At 52.4% G+C, this 20,209-nt stretch carries 19 protein-coding genes; 10 read left to right on the top strand and 9 right to left on the bottom strand.

The features are described 5' to 3' along the window. Positions 1 to 39: 39 nt before the first annotated feature. The 3 genes from yebF to ptrB all read left to right on the top strand — a co-directional run bounded on the left by yebF (position 40) and on the right by ptrB (position 3,295). On the top strand, positions 40 to 390 hold the full coding sequence (yebF, locus tag CSE01S_RS10610) for a protein YebF (RefSeq protein ID WP_042287860.1): 351 nt from the start codon (positions 40 to 42) through the stop codon (positions 388 to 390). A gap of 95 nt (positions 391 to 485) precedes the next feature. After that, positions 486 to 1,151 carry a tellurite resistance TerB family protein gene (locus CSE01S_RS10605; protein ID WP_042287858.1) on the top strand — a complete coding sequence of 222 codons (666 nt, stop codon included), beginning with the start codon at positions 486 to 488 and terminating at the stop codon, positions 1,149 to 1,151. Between the two features lie 83 nt (positions 1,152 to 1,234). Beyond that, positions 1,235 to 3,295 (top strand): oligopeptidase B, encoded by a 2,061-nt coding sequence (ptrB, locus tag CSE01S_RS10600; RefSeq protein WP_042287855.1) that lies wholly within the window; start codon positions 1,235 to 1,237, stop codon positions 3,293 to 3,295. On the opposite strand, the gene exoX is transcribed toward ptrB, so the two are convergent. From exoX to CSE01S_RS10585, 3 genes are all read right to left on the bottom strand, one after another. Beyond that, positions 3,292 to 3,954 carry an exodeoxyribonuclease X gene (gene exoX / locus CSE01S_RS10595; RefSeq protein WP_042287853.1) on the bottom strand — a complete coding sequence of 221 codons (663 nt, stop codon included), beginning with the start codon at positions 3,952 to 3,954 and terminating at the stop codon, positions 3,292 to 3,294. The genes ptrB and exoX overlap by 4 nt on opposite strands. Positions 3,955 to 3,977: 23 nt before the next feature. Next, positions 3,978 to 4,634, bottom strand: coding sequence for a carbon-nitrogen hydrolase family protein (locus CSE01S_RS10590; protein WP_042287851.1), 657 nt, complete (start codon positions 4,632 to 4,634; stop codon positions 3,978 to 3,980). Positions 4,635 to 4,742: 108 nt separating this feature from the next. After that, the gene (locus tag CSE01S_RS10585; protein WP_042287849.1) at positions 4,743 to 4,973 is read right to left on the bottom strand and encodes a DNA polymerase III subunit theta; all 231 of its coding nucleotides are present in this window, start codon (positions 4,971 to 4,973) and stop codon (positions 4,743 to 4,745) included. 137 nt (positions 4,974 to 5,110) lie between these two features. Here CSE01S_RS10585 and yobA point away from each other — a divergent pair, with 137 nt between their 5' ends. The 3 genes from yobA to CSE01S_RS10570 are packed head-to-tail and all read left to right on the top strand — an operon-like array spanning position 5,111 to position 6,703. After that, positions 5,111 to 5,473, top strand: coding sequence for a CopC domain-containing protein YobA (gene yobA / locus CSE01S_RS10580; protein WP_042287846.1), 363 nt, complete (start codon positions 5,111 to 5,113; stop codon positions 5,471 to 5,473). Positions 5,474 to 5,475: 2 nt separating this feature from the next. Beyond that, positions 5,476 to 6,348: a copper homeostasis membrane protein CopD gene (gene copD / locus CSE01S_RS10575; RefSeq protein ID WP_042287844.1), complete on the top strand. Its 873-nt coding sequence runs from the start codon at positions 5,476 to 5,478 to the stop codon at positions 6,346 to 6,348. 16 nt (positions 6,349 to 6,364) lie between these two features. After that, complete coding sequence (locus tag CSE01S_RS10570) at positions 6,365 to 6,703, top strand: YebY family protein (protein ID WP_042287842.1); 339 nt, start codon at positions 6,365 to 6,367, stop codon at positions 6,701 to 6,703. A 450-nt stretch (positions 6,704 to 7,153) separates the two neighbouring features. On the opposite strand, the gene CSE01S_RS10560 is transcribed toward CSE01S_RS10570, so the two are convergent. Further along, positions 7,154 to 7,807, bottom strand: a complete 654-nt coding sequence (locus CSE01S_RS10560; RefSeq protein ID WP_042287837.1) for a helix-turn-helix transcriptional regulator — start codon at positions 7,805 to 7,807, stop codon at positions 7,154 to 7,156. A gap of 1,002 nt (positions 7,808 to 8,809) precedes the next feature. Between CSE01S_RS10560 and CSE01S_RS10555 the strand changes: the two genes are divergently transcribed. From CSE01S_RS10555 to CSE01S_RS10540, 4 genes are all read left to right on the top strand, one after another. Beyond that, entirely contained in the window at positions 8,810 to 9,367 is a 558-nt protein-coding gene (locus tag CSE01S_RS10555; protein ID WP_082636783.1) for a fimbrial protein, read from the top strand. Positions 9,368 to 9,438: 71 nt separating this feature from the next. After that, positions 9,439 to 10,140, top strand: a complete 702-nt coding sequence (locus CSE01S_RS10550) for a fimbrial biogenesis chaperone (protein WP_229264050.1) — start codon at positions 9,439 to 9,441, stop codon at positions 10,138 to 10,140. 42 nt (positions 10,141 to 10,182) lie between these two features. Continuing rightward, positions 10,183 to 12,732 (top strand): fimbria/pilus outer membrane usher protein, encoded by a 2,550-nt coding sequence (locus CSE01S_RS10545; RefSeq protein ID WP_052406286.1) that lies wholly within the window; start codon positions 10,183 to 10,185, stop codon positions 12,730 to 12,732. Positions 12,733 to 12,769: 37 nt separating this feature from the next. Then, positions 12,770 to 14,038 (top strand): fimbrial protein, encoded by a 1,269-nt coding sequence (locus CSE01S_RS10540; protein ID WP_042287834.1) that lies wholly within the window; start codon positions 12,770 to 12,772, stop codon positions 14,036 to 14,038. A gap of 71 nt (positions 14,039 to 14,109) precedes the next feature. Here the strand turns inward: CSE01S_RS10540 and CSE01S_RS10535 are convergent, their stop codons facing one another. The 5 genes from CSE01S_RS10535 to yebS all read right to left on the bottom strand — a co-directional run bounded on the left by CSE01S_RS10535 (position 14,110) and on the right by yebS (position 20,158). Beyond that, positions 14,110 to 14,301, bottom strand: a complete 192-nt coding sequence (locus CSE01S_RS10535) for a YdfD/YebW family protein (protein WP_042287832.1) — start codon at positions 14,299 to 14,301, stop codon at positions 14,110 to 14,112. Between the two features lie 102 nt (positions 14,302 to 14,403). Further along, positions 14,404 to 14,640, bottom strand: a complete 237-nt coding sequence (locus CSE01S_RS10530) for a YebV family protein (protein ID WP_167333858.1) — start codon at positions 14,638 to 14,640, stop codon at positions 14,404 to 14,406. Positions 14,641 to 14,745: 105 nt separating this feature from the next. Beyond that, the gene (rsmF, locus tag CSE01S_RS10525; protein WP_072014989.1) at positions 14,746 to 16,194 is read right to left on the bottom strand and encodes a 16S rRNA (cytosine(1407)-C(5))-methyltransferase RsmF; all 1,449 of its coding nucleotides are present in this window, start codon (positions 16,192 to 16,194) and stop codon (positions 14,746 to 14,748) included. A 78-nt stretch (positions 16,195 to 16,272) separates the two neighbouring features. Beyond that, positions 16,273 to 18,906 carry a PqiB family protein gene (locus tag CSE01S_RS10520; RefSeq protein WP_042287827.1) on the bottom strand — a complete coding sequence of 878 codons (2,634 nt, stop codon included), beginning with the start codon at positions 18,904 to 18,906 and terminating at the stop codon, positions 16,273 to 16,275. Further along, positions 18,875 to 20,158 carry a membrane integrity lipid transport subunit YebS gene (gene yebS / locus CSE01S_RS10515; protein WP_042287824.1) on the bottom strand — a complete coding sequence of 428 codons (1,284 nt, stop codon included), beginning with the start codon at positions 20,156 to 20,158 and terminating at the stop codon, positions 18,875 to 18,877. The genes CSE01S_RS10520 and yebS overlap by 32 nt, the downstream gene beginning before the upstream one ends. Positions 20,159 to 20,209: the final 51 nt, after the last annotated feature.

Raw genomic sequence — 20,209 nt, 5'->3', positions numbered from 1 at the left:
GCTTTTTCTGAGTCAACGCAATGGGCTACGGAGAAAAACATGAACAAAACGGGCGCGCTGCTGAGCCTGCTGCTGGTTGCCAGCGCAACGGCGTATGCAGCCAGTACAGACAGCAAAACGGTCAAATTTCCTCAGTGTGAAGGGCTGGATGCCGCGGGCATTGCGGCGAGCGTTAAGCGCGATTATCAACAAAATCGTATTGCGCGCTGGCCTGACGATCAAAAGCATGTTGGTCAGGCCGATCCTGTTGCCTGGGTTAACCCGAAAGAAATTACCGGCCAGGATGGAAAATGGCAGGTGCCGCTGACCGTACGCGGCAAAAGCGCGGATATACACTATAACGTCAGCGTCGATTGCAAAGCCGGCAAGGCGGAGTATCAGCCGCAGTAACGTCATAATTTGCGCATCTTTTGCAGGAAAATACATTTCCTGACATCCCCTCGGGTACGATTTGAAGATTCATTGTCAGTACTTGAGGGGCAAAAATGGCTAACTGGCTAAATCAATTACAATCTTTGCTTGGACAGAGCGGAGCGTCTTCGTCGTCTTCCTCTTCCGGTCAGCAAGGATTAAGTAAACTGTTGGTTCCCGGCGCGCTGGGTGGCCTGGCAGGTTTACTGGTCGCAAATAAATCTTCCCGTAAATTACTCAGCAAATATGGCACTGGCGCGCTGCTCGCGGGCGGTGGCGCGATTGCTGGCACAGTATTATGGAACAAGTACAAAGACAGAGTGCGTGCCGCCCATCAGGACGAGCCGCAATTTGGCGCGCAGAGTTCGCCGCTGGATGTGCGCACCGAGCGTTTGATCCTGGCGCTGGTTTTCGCTGCAAAAAGCGATGGTCATATTGATGCGAAAGAGCGCGCCGCTATCGAGCAGCAGTTGCGTGAAGCGGGCGTGGAAGAGCAGGGGCGCGTGTTCATCGAGAAGGCTATTGAGCAACCGCTCGATCCGCAGCGTCTGGCCGAGGGCGTTCGCAACGAAGAAGAAGCGCTTGAGGTTTACTTCCTGAGCTGTGCGGCCATTGATATTGATCACTTTATGGAGCGCAGCTACCTTAACGCGCTGGGCGATGCGTTGAAAATCCCGCAGGATGTCCGCGAAGGTATTGAACAGGATCTCAAACAGCAAAAGCTGGCGTTACCCGGCTAACCGCTGAATGCAGCATGTTTCGCTTGCATCATTCGTGAGTTTTGCCACCCTTAGAGGATGTATAATCACGAAAGAACAGTGACATGCTGCCGAAAGCCAATCGTATTCCCTACGCCATGACGGTCCATGGCGATACACGCATCGATAATTATTACTGGCTGCGGGACGATAGCCGCTCGCAGCCGGAAGTCCTTGACTACCTGCGCCAGGAAAACGCCTACGGGCATCAGGTCATGTCCACCCAGCAGGCATTGCAGGACCGCGTACTGAAAGAAATTATCGATCGCATTCCCCCGCGCGAAGTCTCCGCGCCTTATGTGAAGAACGGTTATCGCTATCGCCATATTTACGAACCGGGCTGCGAGTACGCCATTTATCAGCGTCAGTCGGCGCTCAGTGAAGAATGGGATGAATGGGTCACGCTACTTGACGGCAACAAACGGGCGGCGCATAGCGAGTTTTACACCCTTGGCGGGCTGGCTATTACTCCTGACAACTCGATTATGGCGATAGCGGAAGATTACCTGTCCCGCCGTCAGTACGGGATTCGTTTCCGTAATCTTGACAGCGGCAACTGGTATCCGGAAATGCTCGATAATGTCGCCCCCGAGTTTGTCTGGGCGAATGATTCTCTGACCTTCTATTATGTGCGCAAGCATGCCACAACGCTGTTGCCTTATCAGGTCTGGCGCCATACCGTTGGCACGCCGTCGAATCACGACGAACTGATCTACGAAGAAAAAGACGATACGTTTTACGTCAGCCTGCATAAAACAACCTCGCAGCATTACATTGTGATCCATCTTGGTAGCGCGACGACCAGCGAAGTGCGGCTGCTGGATGCCGAGTTGGCCGACGCTGAACCGTTCGTCTTTTTGCCGCGTCGTAAAGATCACGAGTACAGCCTTGATCATTACCAGCACAAGTTCTACCTGCGTTCGAACCGTGACGGCAAAAACTTCGGTCTGTATCGCACTCGTGTCCGTGACGAAAAAAAATGGGAAACGCTGATCCCGCCGCGGGACGCTATCATGCTGGAAGGCTTTACCCTGTTTACTGACTGGCTGGTTGTGGAAGAGCGGCAGCGCGGACTGACCAGCCTGCGGCAAATTAACCGTAAAACGCGAGAAGTCATAGGCATCGCCTTTGATGATCCGGCTTATGTCACCTGGCTTGCTTATAATCCGGAGCCGGAAACCTCACGACTGCGTTACGGCTACTCTTCCATGACCACGCCCGACACGCTGTTTGAACTGGACATGGACACCGGTGAGCGTCGGGTGATTAAGCAAACGGAAGTGCCCGGTTTCGACGCCGCAAACTACCGAAGCGAGCACGTGTGGATAACCGCGCGCGACGGCGTCGAAGTGCCGGTATCGTTGGTCTATAACCAAAAGTATTTTCGTAAGGGGCAAAATCCGCTGCTGGTCTACGGCTACGGGTCGTATGGCTCCTGTATGGATGCTGATTTCAGCAGTAGCCGCTTAAGCCTGCTGGATCGCGGCTTCGTCTATGCCATTGTCCATGTGCGAGGCGGCGGTGAGTTGGGACAGCAGTGGTACGAAGACGGTAAATTTCTTAAGAAGCGCAATACGTTCAATGATTATCTAGATGCGTGCGACGCGCTGCTCGCGTTGGGTTTTGGCTCGCCTTCGCACTGTTACGCTATGGGTGGCAGCGCCGGTGGTATGTTGATGGGGGTTGCCATTAACGAACGTCCCGAGCTTTTTCATGGTGTGATTGCCCAGGTGCCTTTTGTTGATGTGGTCACGACGATGCTGGATGAGTCGATCCCGCTGACGACCGGGGAATTTGAGGAGTGGGGAAACCCGAAAGATCCTCAGTATTACGCGTATATGAAAAGCTACAGCCCTTACGATAACGTCACCGCACAGGCTTACCCTCACATGCTGGTCACGACCGGGTTACATGACTCGCAGGTGCAATACTGGGAGCCGGCGAAATGGGTGGCAAAACTGCGCGAGTTGAAAACCGACGATCGCTTGTTGCTGCTCTGCACTGACATGGATTCGGGACACGGCGGGAAGTCAGGTCGCTTTAAATCGTATGAAGGCGTGGCGCTGGAATTCGCTTTTCTGATTGGCCTGGCCCAGGGGACGTTACCGGGGCAAGGCGAGCATTAAGCGTTTTCCAGATAGTGCTTTAATGTTAAGCGCAGCTCCGGGCTCATGCTGTCGAGATTATTAAACAGCCAGCGCAGATAGCCCGGATCGCGCTCTGCGATCTCAGACACCGGTTTACCGCGGTATTTGCCAAAGGTGAAGGTGGTGAGCAGCGCCGGACGTCCGGTAATCTCGACCATCTGCTCTGGCGTCCAGCCTGAACTGTTCATGATATCGATCAGCAAGGCCGCCGTAATATAGCAATCATATAATGCGCGGTGGTGGTGCAGGCCGGCCGGGGTTTGCACGTTCAGCTTACGGGATTTATACAGCGCCATATTGCTGTATTTGATGCCGGGCCACAGCCGACGCGACAGCTTCATGGTGCAAATCCACTCACCCGGCATATCCGGGAGCACGCGCCGGTCGAAGCTGGCGTTATGCGCAACGTACCACTCGCTTCCGTAATAGTGCGGAATAATCTCTTCAATCCAGGGTTTATCGGCCACCATCGCTTCGGTAATACGGTGGATCGCCATCGCCTGAGGGGAAATAGGGCGGTCAGGACGCACCAGGTGGCTCATCGGGTTGACGATCTGACCATCGATTACGTCGACAGAGGCGATCTCGACAATCCCGCCCTGTAAGCCACAGGTTTCTGTATCGATGATGCGTAGCATGTAACACTCCTGACCGAAAACGACTAGCGTAATGGAATGATATCACCTTGCCAACCCCGTGGGGTGCGCTGTCCCGTTAATAACAGCGGACCGCGGTCAGCGCGAACGATAAGTCGACCACTTTCATCCCATAATGCGCTGTTGCCACGCGCATTGGCCATCAGTACGGCAATCGAAAATTTATGAGAAAAGTTTTGCAACCGTGACGTTGAGGAGAGTAATTCTGGCTCGCCGACGCTCTGGCTGGTGGTGAACAGTGAAAACGCCGGGTCCAGATCCATGCCTTCCGGTTGATCATCCACCACGCGTATCGTTTTAAGATCGTTGCCAAGGCAAGCGCCAAGACTGTGATGATAGGTACGCGGCGCGGTCATCCACGGCGCAAAAACGGCCATGCCTTTGACAAAGCGCTCATTATGCTCCACGGGCAGGCCGGCAATGATTGTCATACGATGATGCGCTGCAGCCCAGGACAGCGGTTGGAGCAGACTGGCATCCGGCGGCGCAGGTAACGCCTTTCGGTCGTCAGCGCAGCCGGACAATGAAAGGGATGGAAAGACCAGCAAATTGCAATGTTGTTGGGCCGCCGCTTCGATAAAGGCGAGATGCTGTGCAACGCGCTCGCGGACAGGTGTTTTTAGGGGTTCATACTGCGCGGCAGCGATTTTCCAGTTCGACATAATGACTTCCTTTTCATAGTGTCTACAATCGTTCTTAAATGATAGATTAAGAATAGACTTATACTGTAGCAGGCAATATGTAAGGATATGTAACTTTAAAGCAAAACGTTATTTTACTTTTGGCTCATACGGTAAACGTGACAACGTCACAGACGTCAGGCGGTGGGCGATAAGACGCTCGCGGAACCAGTCGCGCAGATGCTCTGGCTGTTCGCGCTCCACAACCTCGGCGACGACGGGCATGTTATAGCGTTCTTTAAACGCCACGCCAGCGGCCGCCAGATCGACATTCACTTTATCCATTTCAGCTTGTTCAAGCTGAGCGAGATTTTTTTGCATGGTCTTCTCCTTAGGTATTGCGCGCAAAAGTTACTAAGAGACCGCCGCGATGGCAAGTCGCAATTGATGCGTCTCGACTCAAACATTATAGAGGGTTATCCTCTGAAGATAAGACATAACAAAAAGGAATAGTTGATATGGTCACTCCTGCACGTACGCTCCTGTTTCTGACCGCCATGCTGACGACGCCCGTAGTCTGGTCGCATGCGCATCTGACGCATCAGTATCCGGCTGCTAATGCCAATGTAACCGCCGCGCCGCAGGCGCTCACCCTTAACTTTTCTGAAGGGATTGAGCAAGGTTTCAGCGGTGTGACAATTACCGGTCCAAAGCAGGAGGCTATCAAAACACGGCCCGCCAGGCGCAACGAACAGGATAAAACGCAACTGATTGTGCCCCTTGATGACGCACTGCCGCCGGGGACGTATACGGTTAACTGGCACGTTGTGTCCGTTGATGGCCATAAAACCAAAGGGCAGTACACGTTTAGCGTGAAATAAGTATGCTGTCGCTCACCTGGGTCACGCTTCGTTTCATTCATTTTACCGCGCTGATGCTGATATTTGGCAGCGCGCTTTACGGTGCGTGGCTGGCGCCGGCGGCGCTTCGTCGTCTGATGAATTGCCGGTTTTTACGTTTGCAACAGTACGCTGCTGGCGCGAGTTTTCTGACTGCGGCGCTGATGCTGGCAGTGCAGGGCGGATTGATGGGCTCCGGGTGGCAGGATGTATTCTCTGTGTCAATCTGGCGCGCGGTTCTGCAAACCCAGTTCGGCGGCGTCTGGCTATGGCAAATTATTCTCGCCCTTGTGACGCTGGTGGCAGCGCTTCTCGTTCCGCGAAATTTACCGCGACTGCTGCTGATTTTAGCGTTTGCCCAGTTTGCATTGCTGGCGGGCGTCGGCCATGCCACGCTGCATACAGGCATTTCTGGCGCGCTACAGCGGAGCAATCACGCGCTGCATTTGCTCTGTGCTTCGGCCTGGTTTGGCGGTCTGATACCAGTCCTCTACTGTATGCGCCTGGCAAAAGGCCGCTGGCGTCAGCAGGCCATCGCCGCCATGATGCGTTTCTCGCAATATGGTCATCTCGCCGTGGCGGGCGTGTTGATCACCGGGATCGCGAATGTCGTATTTATTCAGGGATTCTCCCTCCCCTGGCGAAGCGGCTGGGGCCAGTTGCTTTTGTTAAAATGTGCACTTGTGGTGCTAATGGTGGCAATTGCGTTGCTGAATCGGTATGTTCTCGTACCACGGATGCGGCTGGGACATTGCCGTATCAATCAGTATTTTATCTGGATGACAAAAATTGAATGGGGTATGGGAGCGGCGGTTCTGGCGATTGTCAGTCTGTTCGCGACTCTGGAACCGTTCTGAAGAACAGGCAAAATTCATGAAAAAAATGATTCTTTCTTTGCTGCTGTTGGTCAGCTCCGGCGCGGCGCTGGCGGCACCGCAGGTCATTACCGTTAGCCGTTTTGAAGTGGGTAAAGATAAGTGGGCGTTCAATCGGGAAGAAGTGATGCTGACATGTCGACCGGGAAACGCGCTGTATGTGATCAATCCGAGTACGCTGGTCCAGTATCCGCTTAATGACGTGGCGCAGCAGCAGGTGGCCAGCGGAAAAACCAACGCTCAGCCTATTCACGTTATTCAAATAGACGATCCGGCAAAGCCAGGGGAAAAAATGAGTCTTACGCCCTTTATCGAACGCGCCGAAAAACTCTGCTAATTACCAAAAATATCTTTCTGATTTCCAATAAAAAACCGCAAGTATCGTCGAAACGCGCTTGCGGTTTTTGCTTTTTAGCACATGACGGATGCCTGTTTTTTCCAACCACTTTCGCCATGGACTGGAAAACCTGGCGTCGTCATCTATTCTTATAAGGCAAGGCGACTTAGCCTGCATTAATGCCAACTTTTAGCGCACGGCTCTCTCCCAAGAGCCATTTCCCTGGACCGAATACAGGAATCGTATTCGGTCTCTTTTTATCTGCCTTTAGGCGATATCGCGTGAAAGGCAGGCCCGTCATCACCAGTAAGCTGGCGTTACGGTCAGTTTTGTTATACCACAGCAAAAAACGGTTTAACATTTCTTTTACGAAAAATCAGTGCTTCTATCACGTCCAGTCGGCGACGCTGGAAGCAGAGTTGTCATGGAGTGGGGCGTCAACGGCCGAACTCACTTGTGTTGCGAAGTGAGCAAGCCTCCATTGTGAAAAAGTCCCTGCAGGTTACGTACACCGACTTTCTGATAGATGCGCGAACGATGCGCATATATGGTTTTAGGGCTTACGTTAAGGGCTTTCGCGATGCTGTCAACACGTTTACCTTTCAGAATCATACGAATGATCTGATGCTCGCGTCGGGTGAAACGCGACAATAGCTGATTGCTGGTGATGTTGATATTTTGTGGCGCGCGTTTTTGCAAAATAAAGTCTCGCAAATTTTTTTTGATCTCTGCCACTGGCGCGCCTTTAGCTAAGCAACAGTCAACCTCGGCAATAGGCAATTCCTTATGGATAACAAGCATCATCGAACCGAAAATTTTCATTCCCTGAATTAAGTTAAGCACCTGGGAATTGCCGATCAGCCGCACATCGTAATCTGCGATAAGCAGTCTGTCTTCATTTTGAATCATATCCTGAAAGTTCATGTGAAATACACTCTCACAATGTACGACGTTATAAAGCACTCCTTTTTCGCTCAGGATCTCTGGCAGCATTGAATGGATGATATGCTTTATCGCCATAAAGAAGTAGCGGTCAGTCGTAATAACAGTAATTGTTGACTCATGACATAAGCGTTCAGCGACAGGGCTCAATTTCTTACCCATTTTACTCTCCATAACGGGGCCATATCCTTTTATTACCTTTACTCCATTCGCATGATTAATCACCACGTATAGAGAATCAATGTTTGTTTTTGCGGGAAAAATCCTGGCATAAAAAGATAACGATTTCTGGGTATTTACAGTTTAATGCAATGCGGCGACTAGCTTTTCGACTTTTACGCGAAAAGAAAAATATTTACACTGCCAATTTCTTTTACGTATAATTATATGAATTTAATGGGAATTTTATGTTGGCCTTTTAACAAACTGATTACTATTATGTAGATTAATTATCTTTTATTAACTATCACTGAATCTACTGACTGTGTCTGCATTAAGAAAATTCTTATTTTATGCGCGTTTTTCATGCCTGCATGTGCCATAAACGGGTTAAAATTGTATGCAAAAACACCAATACGGCGGACTTACTTTCTTTTGAAAGCATCATTTGTGAAAAATTATCTAACACATTACTTTTTGATATCATTTCGTTAACATTGTCGGGTGGGATAGGTTTCTTTTTTATTGACAGTAAACGGAAACTTGCCTGGTCAAATTCCTCGTACGTAGAAATGCGCCTTGACCATGTCATCAATAGGGGGATTAGGATTTTTTTCTTAATTTTTTGTGCGGTGTTGCGTTCTTTCTGGCAATTAAAATGTGTGCAGATAAATCATTTTCAAAGATTTATCGTTCAACGTGTTCGACATTGATTATCAGACTAATTTCTTAATCTGCATTTTTATTTAAATTCAAAATAAAGAATTTTGTCCTATTTTTAAGCTAAAGTCTTAATCGACCTTTACTGAGATAATTCGCTGCTTTAGTATTTATTTGTCGAAGGCCTAATAAAACTTAGGGAACATCTGCGTACAGCCGCTGTGATATGTGGTCTGGGCTTATATCATCCTTCGCAAAGAAAAGGGTATTAATAGAAGTGGTTTAATACTCGTGCTACTGCAATTTATTCCGCGTGAATATTTTAATATACATGGAGTTTGTACAATGAGCATCAAAAAAACGTTTCTGGCTGCCGCTTTAATTGCTGGAGGATTTGGCACGCAGGCGCAGGCCGCTGATGGTACGATTTATTTTGAAGGTAAACTGACCGGCACTACCTGTGATATCACCGTTGACGGCCAGGCTTCACCTGCAACAGTCGTTCTGCCGGAAGTCAGCACCTCTCTGCTGCAGACTGAAGGTCAGACAACGGCGGATACCGGTTTTAATATCCAGCTTGCTAACTGCACGGGCGTCACCAGCACATCAACGGCGGCGGCATTCTTCGAAAACGGTTCTACGGTTGACACGACTACCTTTAACTTGCTGAACACTGACGAAAGTGTGCCTGATGGCGCGACCAATGTTCAGCTGCAGTTGGTTGACAAACTGACAGACCTGCCGCTGCAGGTGGGCCACACTAACCAGACAACTACTACTTCACGCATTGATATGAGCAGCGGCGCAGCCAGCCTGCCTTATACCGTGCGTTATTACGCAATGGGCGCGACAACGCCTGGAACAGTGAAAAGCCAGGTTAACTTCAGTATCGATTACGAATAATCATAACGGAAAGAAATTTTCATTATGACTGCAGGCGAGCGTAATGCTCGCCTGAAAAAAGGACTTGAGCGATGAAAATGAAATTACTGCCCCTTATCTTTGCCTTGTTTTCCACGCTTGTGGTCTTTTCCGCAAACAGTGCGGTTATTATTGCTGGCACTCGCGTCGTGTATCCAGAAAAGGATAAAGAAGTTTCCATCAAGATGACCAATAATGGCAAATCACCGGTATTAATCCAGTCGTGGATAGATTCCGGCGATCGTCATTCCCGTCCGGATAATGCCAGGGCTCCCTTTACGTTGACGCCTCCTATTAACCGCGTCGATCCCGGAAAAGGGCAGTCATTGCGGATACGTTATACCGGCGAGACCTTGCCAAAAGATAAAGAGTCTATCTTCTATCTCAATGTACTGGAAATCCCGGCAAAGGTGAAAAACGCCGAGGATAAAAGCATGCTGCAAATGGCTTTTCGTTCTCGTCTGAAGCTTTTTTATCGACCGTCCGGGCTGGCGATGACCGCCAGTGATGCCCAGCAGCAGGTGAAATGGACGCGTCAGGGCACGACGGTAACCGCCAATAATCCCACCCCATATTTTATTAATGTCGCTTACTTTTCTGAGGATCGTGACGGGAAAGTCAGTATTGGCAACGGCGGGATGCTGGCGCCTGGCGAGGTAAAAACCTTTCAGCTCAGCCGTGCTGCGGGTAATTACTATCCCTTCATCATTAACGACTATGGCGCTATGCGTCTTATTGAAACTGAAAAAAAGTAATGCCGAATACAAAATTATAAAGTGCAGTTACAGGAAGATATCATGGAACGGAACCTTAATTTAACCATCACCGGCACAATGACGCTTTGTCCTCTTGCGATTGCCATTGCTACCGCCTGTTTTTCTGTTGCCTGTGCGGCTGATACTTCTTTCGTTGAATTCAATACCAATTTTATTAGTCCTGATAGCAAAAACCGTATTGATATCGCTCGTTTTCAGAAAGGTGTCCCGATCCCCGGGAAATATAACGTTGAAGTGATTATCAACGACGTTGCCATGGGGCAGTATGACCTGCAGGTATCAAATGGATCAGGTCAGAATGTCGACGGTGACATATGTCTGTCGAAAAAAACATTTATCAATCTTGAATTTAATACCGAGAAACTCTCAAGGGAATCGCTCACGCTCCTCAACCGCGCGGAGGATAATGACTGTTTGCCGATAAATCAGATCCTGCCCGAAGCATCGTTCGAGCTGGATACCGGTGAACAAACGCTTAGTCTCGCGATTGCCGATATCTACTTAATTAAGCGCCCGCGTGGTTACGTTAACCCGGCATTATGGGATCAGGGGATCACCGCCGGTATTCTGAACTACAATGCGAACTTTTACCGCAACGTAACCTCGCATAACGAAAGCGATGCGATTTATGCCGGGATTAACAGCGGTTTTAACCTGTTAGGCTGGCATTTTCGCCATAACGGCAGTCTGAGCTGGCAGGAAGACTTTGGCCGTCATTACCAGGCCCTGGATACCTACGTGCAGCGTCATATTCCAGAGATAAGCAGTAAATTAACGCTGGGCGATGCCCACACCACGGGCGAACAGTTTGATACCCTGGCGTTTCGCGGTATTCAACTCGCGAACGCGGAGCAGATGCTGCCTAATTCCCAGCGTGGCTATGCGCCGTTAATTACCGGTATTGCCAGAACCAACGCCAGGGTAAAAGTGATGCAGCAGAACCGTTTGTTGTACGAGACGACGGTTGCGCCAGGCGCGTTCGAAATTAACGATCTCTTTTCCACGGGTTACGGTGGTGAACTTGAAGTCATTGTGGAAGAAGCCGACGGTTCAGTACAGCGTCAGCTCGTGCCGTTTGCCTCCACCAGTAATCTCTTGCGCCCTGGCATCACGCACTACAGCGCTACCCTCGGTACGTTGCGTAAAGGCTGGGTCGAGGATGAACCTTTTCTCGCCGAGTTCACCTGGCGTCGGGGGCTGTCCAATCGATTCACCGCGTATACCGGTATTCAGGGTAACGAGGACTACAAAGCCGGGCAAGTGGGGTTGGCCATGGGAACCCATGTTGGCGCCTTTTCATTCGATGTGACCCATGCCAGGAGCACATTACCGAAAGAGTATGACCGCTTTGGCAAAACGATGTCCGGGGAAAGCTATCAGCTGAAATACAGCCATTCTATTGTTCAAACCGGCAGCAATATCAGCGTGGCGGCCTACCGGTTTTCTACCGAAGGCTACATGGACTTTATGACGGCGATGCAACTGCGAGAGGCGCTGAATCATTATGATAGCCGGCACGAGGTATATCGTCCCAAGAGCCGTCTGGGGATCACGGCTAACCAGCGACTTCCTGATGGTTGGGGGAATTTTTATGCCAGTATTTACCAACAGAATTACTGGAAACAGCATGGGCAGGATCGCCAGTATCAGCTTGGCTATAACAATCACATCGGCCGGGTTAACTATAGCCTGAGCGCCAGCCGTAACCGCAATGGCGAGGGTGACTATGAGACCCGTTATATGCTTAGCCTGAGTATTCCTTTCTCAAGCGGTAGTCCGTTTAGCCAGATGTCCGTCAACCTCAACCGCGACAACGATGGGCGCATGCGCGAACAGATTGGGGTAAGCGGGACGGCGCTGGACAACAATGCCTTCAGCTACAGCGTCAGTGCCGCCAACGCCAATAAAGGCGGAACCCGCAGCGCGGCCTTTAACAGTTCGTTGCGCACCCCGTACACCACGCTACAGACCGCAGCAGGGGCAGGCAAAAACTACCACAACTATTCACTGGGCGTGAACGGTACGGCTGTCCTGCACAGCGGCGGTCTAACCCTGTCGCCATACACCGCCGATACTGTGGCGCTGGTCGAAGCGAAGGGGGCGAAAGGGGCGGCTGTCAGCAGCTATCCGGGAGTCAGCATCGATCGTTTTGGCTATGCCGTCGTGCCTTATCTGAACGCCTGGCAAATGAACGAAGTTAGCCTCGATCCGAAAGGCTTACCCGACGACATTGAGTTAAACCTGACCAGCCAGAAAGTGGCGCCATACAGCGGCGCGGTCGTTAAGCTTCAGTATGGCACCACAGTGGGAACACCGGTGCTGATTGTCCTGGACGAAAACAGCAAAGTACCGTTCGGCGCGGATGTCTATGACAGCAGTCAAAATTCTGTCGGCGTTGTGGGTCAGGGAAGACGTATTTTTGCTCGCCTGGCAGAGCAGAGTGGTCAACTGAACGTGCGCTGGGGAGAGTCGGCGCATCAACAGTGCCTGCTCAACTACCAATTACCGTCTCGCGATAAAACGGACAGCCGCGGCATGCTGACCATCAATGGTCGCTGTGTGTCGCAGTGACCCCGCGAACCGGCCATGTGATTTAAGGAAAAACGTCATGCAAATCAAACCCGCCTTTTGGCGCTATGTTGGCGCCACTGGTTTTCTGTGCTGCGCCATGCTGTATAGCCATCCGGCAAACGCCCTGGTGACCTGTTCAGGGACAAGAATAAATAATGTCGACAGTGAAATCATTCCTCAGGATTACGTCGAACTCAACGTTCCTATTCTTTCCGATCGCGTCACGGTAAGTGCCCTTCGCGATCTCCCTTTTGGCTCTGAGTTATTTTCGCAGCGGATAATAAACACGGGCGCTGTGGGCTTAGGATACAGTGATTGCACATCAAGTACGGGTAGCAATGAAACTTTTTACGTAAACGGTAGACTGGAATTTGAAAATGGCGGACCGGCGACCGTCGGTCAGTATCAGGGGTTTGACATTTATGAAACGGGAACACCTGGTGTCGGTTTTTCACTGGTCTGGCGCGACAATACCGTCAACCGTTCTCTTCCTGTCGAAAAAATCTCGTCGCCGAACTCGTTAGACATGCCCTTCGCCAACGTTGTCGCGCCAGGTGCCGGTTATATCATGTTTGTGCTGGTCAAAACGGGGGATATTCCTGCAGGGACATGGACGCTGCCTGTCACTATTCCCCCGATTATTACTTACGCTTTTCCCGGCCAAAATATGGCGGCGGACTTTCAGGTAAAGGGTCAACGTATTCGTATTAGCGGTAACCTTAATGTCGTTGCTGGCAGTTGTCAGACACCGGATGTGCATGTGCAGTTAGGGGAGTATGAGATAACTGATGCGATGAACCGATCTAACTGGTATTCGCCGTGGAAAGATTTCAACATTCAATTGATCAATTGCCCGGTGATGGCCGGACGCTATGAGAGTGCTTTTAGTTATTTGAGTCCCAGCAGCAGTTGGGCCGGTGAAGGCAGCAGCAATACCTTTGTTGAGGACCCCTGGTATCCCAGCGTCATCGCCTATCGGCTCGATCCGATTAACGAAGTGGGGTTTACCTACCTTGGTCAAACCTGTGTTAAAACCGACCCTGAGCCGAATGGTTCAGAGGGGCTCTGTATTGAGATCGAGGATCCGATACTGCCAAATGATAAAAGCGCGTTAGCATCCAGCAATTACGATTGGCGAGGTAAGGCTTTTTTGAATCAGAACTACCTGGGCAGTAACGCGACAAGTTATACAATTCCGCTGCGTGCGCGCTATTCCCGCCTTCGCGAAGCTACCGGCGGCACTGTGTTTCCAGTAAAAGCCGGCACGGCAAATGCAGCCGTGGAATTTACCATCTTCTACGAGTAAACAATCGTTCATTAATACGCAGCCCCTGGCGGCTGCGTAGCTTTCTTCCCGCCAGGCGAGTGCTGTCATGGCTAAAAGTCGCTGTACTGCTGCGCGGGCATCCAGAATCCATCAATAAAATCTTCGACCGGAAAGCAACCGCCGTGGCGAATCCGCTGATCGTCCATCGAATACAGGCATTGTTGCTCAGTATCGTATACATCCACCACGATATCGTCACAACCGCCATCCAGATAACACACAAACAGAACCAGTGCGAACATTCCATCCTCTATTTGTACAGCCGTATCAATAGTGTAGGAGGAATTTACGGAAGCGGGAAAGGGGAAGTAAATAACCCGCCAGGCCGACGGGTTCTTTTTGAATCAGGCAAGGCGCATGATCCAGGCATCAGACTGTTGATCGTAATGGTTGCGGAACAGCACCGAATGTTCCCCGTTGAGGATGGCAGGGATGCTGGTTTCGTCGTCCCAGGCATCCAGTTGCATACATAAATCCGGATCGGATTTACACGGAATGGTTAACGTTCGGTCTCCCGGCGACTCGCCGTGTAATTCGGCATCGTCGATTTCAAAGGCGCCAATGCGCACACTGGTTTTCATCATCGTGCTCTCCGTTGGTTCACTGTTTGTGGTACGACCAGTTTAGCCGTCCATTTTTCAGCGTAGTCAACGCAGGCAAAAGCGCCAGTCAAAAAATGCGCAAAATTAGTTCTTTTGCGCGTTACCGGTAAACAATTTGCCGTCGCGAACCAGCTCGCGCGGATAGCTGTTTTTCAAACGCGAACCGATGCGTTTCGCCAGACCAATCGGCTGATGCTGAAAAGTGACCAGAACGTCATCCGTATCAGGCGTGTGCTGTGGGTAGACATCACGCCCGCGATACCACGCTTCGGCTTCCTCTGGGGTAAGTTCAAAGGCCGTACGATGGGTGACATCGGCAAGCGCAATCACCGCTTCGTGCTGCCAGCGGAAACCCTTGTTATGGGTCTCAGCGAGCTTAATGCCCAGACGTGAGAAACGGACTTTTCCGATCACGGGTTCGATCTCCGCCGGGAAAAGCCATAGCTCTTTATCACGTTGCCACAGACGCATACCGTTGTCCCATTTCAGACCGAGGGCGTTCGCGGCCTGGACAATCTTTGTCGCGTCGCGGTCTTTTACGGGTGCAAAAGGAAAATTGCCTACCTTGTATGTTGGGGCCGGCAATGGCGGGATCGACGCCGTTTTGCGCAGACGCGCCACGAAGAAGCCTTCGCAATCATAAATCTGCGGGAAAACATGCAGGAAACCCTCTGCCGTGAGCGCTTGTTTTGCTTGTGGAAAGAGGTCGGCGAGCGGCAGAAATTCGACGGCATCGCCATACTGTCCTTTCAGCCAGTGTACGACGGCTTCATTTTCTTCACGGTTCAGCGTACAGGTTGAATAGACCAGCGTGCCGCCAGGGCGCAGCGCATGGAACGCGCTGTCGATCAGTTCACGTTGTGTTGCGGCGATCGCATGATTGCTCTCAACGGACCAGTTTTTCAGCGCATCGGGATCTTTACGCACGACGCCTTCGCCTGAGCAGGGCGCATCAAGCAGAATGGCGTCGAACATTTCCGGCAGCGCCGCGCCGAATACGCGGCCATCAAAGTGGGTGAGCGCCACGTTACCGATCCCGCAGCGGCTGATGTTAGCGTGAAGCACTTTTACCCGGCTGGCGGCGTATTCGTTCGCCAGAATCGCTCCCCGGTTCCCCATCCGCGCAGCGATTTGCGTCGTCTTTGAACCTGGCGCGGCGGCAACGTCCATAACGCGTTCCGGCATATTCCCGTCGGCAAACAGCGCGGCGACCGGCAGCATCGAACTGGCTTCCTGAATGTAAAACAGCCCGCTCAGATGCTCTGCGGTACTGCCCAGCGGCAGTGAGTCTTCATCATCCCGCGCGATCCAGAATCCTTCCTCGCACCACGGCACCGGCGTAAGCGACCAGCCGTAAGGCGCGGTCAGGGTAAGGAAGTCGGCGACCGTGATTTTCAGGGTGTTGACGCGAATGCTGCGACGCAGCGGACGCTGGCAGGCGGCGAGAAAATCGTCGAAAGAGAGGGAGGCGGGCATCGCCTCGCGCATTTGCGTGAGAAAGGCTTCAGGAAAATAAACAGCGTGTTGAGTCACGGAGCGGCACCAGCGGCAGTAAAACAGGCGCGCAGTGTAGCATAAAGGCTCCGGCGCGAGCACGCCGGAGCAATGGTATTAGCGCGGCAGAGCCGTTCCCCATTCGCGCCACTCTTTCGGTTCGCTTTCCTGCAACAGGAAGTGTTTGCCTGCCTGCGCTTTCGGCGCCAGCGGTATGCCTGGCGGGGTAGCAAAGGCAATGCCGCCGCGAATGAACTGATTAAAGGTGCCGGTTTTCACGACGCCGCCCGTCAGGCCGAAGTCCAGACTGTAGCCGGAGGCCAGCCAGAAGACCGAATTATTGCGCACCAGATGTTGATAACGTTGGCTGATGCGCAGGGCAATCATCACGCGGTCCGACAGCGAACCCAGCGTCATGCCGGTCACTGTTCCGACCTCTATCCCGCGGAACAGGACCGGCGTACCGATAGCCAGCGAACCGGCCTCCGGCGCTTCCACCACAATACTTAAACCGTCGAGATAGCGAGAGTCGGTGATGGTGGCTTCCTGAAGTTCAAAGTTGCGACGAGGATTCCCGCGCCCCGGCTCCACGTTGATATAAGGTTGCAGGATGGTGTCCAGATGCTCCACGCCTGCCGCCGAGATTTGCGGGGTGATCACCGAGAAACGGGTGCCCGCGCGGGCAAAGGTCTGCACGTATTCCGGGTATAACACCGCTTTTGCCTGAACTTCGTTGCGGGCGGTGATCAGTTCCAGGGTCTGGATTTGCCCGATATCAATCCCGAGGTAGCGGATCGGCATGCCGGCAGCCAGCTTCCCGGCATCAAATGCGTGAAGCGTAATCTGGCCGCCAACGGCGCGGGCGGCGGTTTCCGAGGCGTACAGAATGCGTTTGTCGCCTTTACGCTGGCTGGCGCTCGCGCCGCTCAGGTTATCGAAGCTGATCGCGCCTTTCAGCGCCCGCGACAGGGGAGAGGCCTGAACGGTCAACCCGCTGCCGTTGAGCTGCACTTTCGCGCCGCCTTCCGCCCAGAACACGCTGTTGCTGGTCAGCAGGTTACGGTATTCCGGTTTGATATGCAGGTCGATATCAAACGCGTTGGCGCGCGGACGCACCGTGATCACTTCACCCACCTCAAATTTGCGATACAGCACGACCGAACCCGCCTGCACGTCAGGCAGCGTTTCCGCGCTGAGCGTCAGGGTGGTCGTAGGCAGATCGCTGAGGCTATTTTCCACCGCTTTTTCCAGATTGGCATACAGCGGATAGCTGGATTTCATTTCGCCTTTATTACCGGGCAGAATGCGAATACCGCCATTGATCCATTCGCTGGCGCTGGCGCCGAGAAACTCCACGCCGTCCAGTCCGACTTTGACGTCGACCCGGCTATTGACGACAAATTTGCTGTCGCCTTTCACCAGATCGCGATGTTGCGGATCGATGGCGACGGTAAAAGTCACGCCTTTGGGGGTCAGTTTGCGATCGATAACCTGGCCGACCTGAACGCCATGCAGGATCAGCGGCTGCCCCGCGTCAATGCCGTAGCTTTCCGGCGCGGTGAGAGTCAGGGTCAGAACGTCAGGCTCGTGCAAAAGCGCTTCTTCGCCGGGAACGACCATAAACTCGCTACGCGGTTCGCCGTCGCCGGGTACCAGCTCAAAGGTTTTGCCCGTCAGCAGCGAGCTAATATTGGCGTCGCTAAGCGAGAGTTTAGGACTGCGCAGTTCAATGCGGGTATTCTCACGCAATAATGTGACCACGCTGGGATCGACGGTCATTTCGCCGGTGACTTTACCACCCGGTTGTAATACCAGTTTGGTGAGTTCGCCAACCTCAAGCCCCTGATACATCAGCGGGGTGGAGTCCGCCTTCAGCCCTTCGCCGCTCGGCAGTTGCAGCTTCACAATAACGCCACGCTGGCTGTGGGCCAGATCTTCATACAGCCCGAACGAATCTTCTTGCTCCGCCGGTTTTGACGACTCCGGCGAGTCAAAGGCGATAGCGCCGTTAACCAGTGCGGCCAGGCTTTCGAGCTTCACTTTCGCCCCGTTCAGGCTGACGTCTGCGTCGATGCCCGACACGTTCCAGAAGCGACTGCCTTTTTTCACCAGGTTGGTGAATCGGCGTTCGATCAGCACGTCGATAGTGACGCCCTGTTTATTAGGATTGATGCTGTAGTCATACACTTTGCCGACCGGGATCTTACGGAAATAGACCAGTGAGCCGCTGTTCAGCGAACCGAGATCCGGAGCATGCAGATGAATCATTAAATCGCCATTATCAAGACGATATTTCGGCTGGGTGTCGAGAGCGACAAAGTGATCCTTCTCGGCGCCTTTGCCGGGCATCATGCCGATATAGTTGCCGCCGACCAGCGCGTCAAGCCCGGAGACGCCAGCAAGCGAGGCTTTAGGCGTGACCAGCCAGAACTGGGTTTCTTCGCGCAGGGCATCCTTCATGTCTGATTTAATGCTGACCCGCACTTCAATTTTGCGCAGGTCTTTACTCAGGCTGATATCCTGGACAGTACCGACTTCGACGCCCTGATAACGGACGGGCGTTCGCCCCGGCACAATACCGTCCGCCGACTGAAAGTCGATGGTAACGGTGTTTCCACGATCCTCGTAGCTGTTCCATATCAGCCAGCCCGCAATCATTAAAGCAATGAGCGGCAATAGCCAGAAAGGCGAGATACGGCGTTTTGTTTTAATTTGCGCTTCAGTCTGCGAAGCGGGCGTTTCCTGACTCATGTGCATCCCAAAGTAAGCGGCTGTCCAGCCATTCAACAGCAAGAATAGTCAAAATTACCGCTGCGCCGAAATAAAACGCAGCCGGTCCCATAGTAAAAGCAAGAATCTGGTCGCGGTTAATGAGCGACATGGTTAACGAAATGACAAACAGATCCAGCATCGACCAACGGCCGATCCAGGTCACCATCCGCAGCAATTGGATGCGCGTCCGCAGCCCCTGCTCACATTTGAAGTGAATGCTGAGCAGCAGGGTAAACATGACGATCACTTTGGTAAAGGGCACCAGAATACTGGCGATAAAGACCACGGCGGCAACGGCGATATTGCTGCTGGCGAGCGACATAATACCGGACATGATGGTGTCTTCCTGACGCCCGCCGTTGACGTAGATCACCGAGATAGGCAACAGGTTCGCGGGCAGCAGAAAGACAATTGACGCCAGCAGCGCCGCCCAACATTTTTGTATGCTCTGGTTTCGACGTTCGCGCAGCGGAATGTGACAGCGCGGGCAGCGTCCCCGGCGATCCGGGTAGCCGGTAAAATGGCAGCCGAGGCAGACGCGGAGCTTTTCGTCCGGTCGATTTGCTGGCCGCTGCGGATAAAAACGCTCCCACAGCTGCTCGACGTTGAGGTGCGAGAGCGTCAGGATGCTCAGGATGACTAACGCCACGAAAGCAAAAAGGCCGACGCCCGGCTGTAAGAAGGCGTAATCCTGAACCTTAATTGACGCGACGCCAATGCCGACCAAGTAAATGTCCAGCATCACCCACTCTTTCAGTCTTTCCAGCATCAGCAGGACTGGGCGCAGATTCATGCCGAGGATATTGCCAAACCACAGATAGGCTATTGCGGTGACAAGGATCAGCGGCGCGCCGGCGACGCAAAAGAACACCATCGCGGCGGTGACAGGATCGCCCTGTTTGGTCATCTGCCAGATCCCCTGCATAACGTTGGCGTCAATGCGGATGCCGAGCAGATAGATGTGCAGCAGCGGCTCGCCCCAGGCAAAGGGCATTAGCAGCATCATGGTAACCGCCATCGCCGCGAGACGGGTTAACGACCAGTCGCGACCGTCGCGTATTTTCGCCTGGCAGCGGGGGCAATAGGCGCTCTGGTGAGAACGCATTTTCGGCAGACTAAACAGCAGGTCGCACTGAGGGCAGCGCTGATAGTGTGCACGGGGAAGAGCTTCGCTGATGGACCAGATCGCTATTTTTTTGGTTGGCGTAATGTGTTGAGTCTTGAGAGCCATGTATCGCGATTCAAAGTGTTAGATTAATGTAATATTAACTCATGACGGGAA

It is taken from the genome of Citrobacter sedlakii NBRC 105722, assembly GCF_000759835.1.
GTDB lineage: Bacteria > Pseudomonadota > Gammaproteobacteria > Enterobacterales > Enterobacteriaceae > Citrobacter_A > Citrobacter_A sedlakii.
Note: the sequence above shows the minus strand (reverse complement) of the source record. Positions and strands in the feature narration are given on the sequence as shown.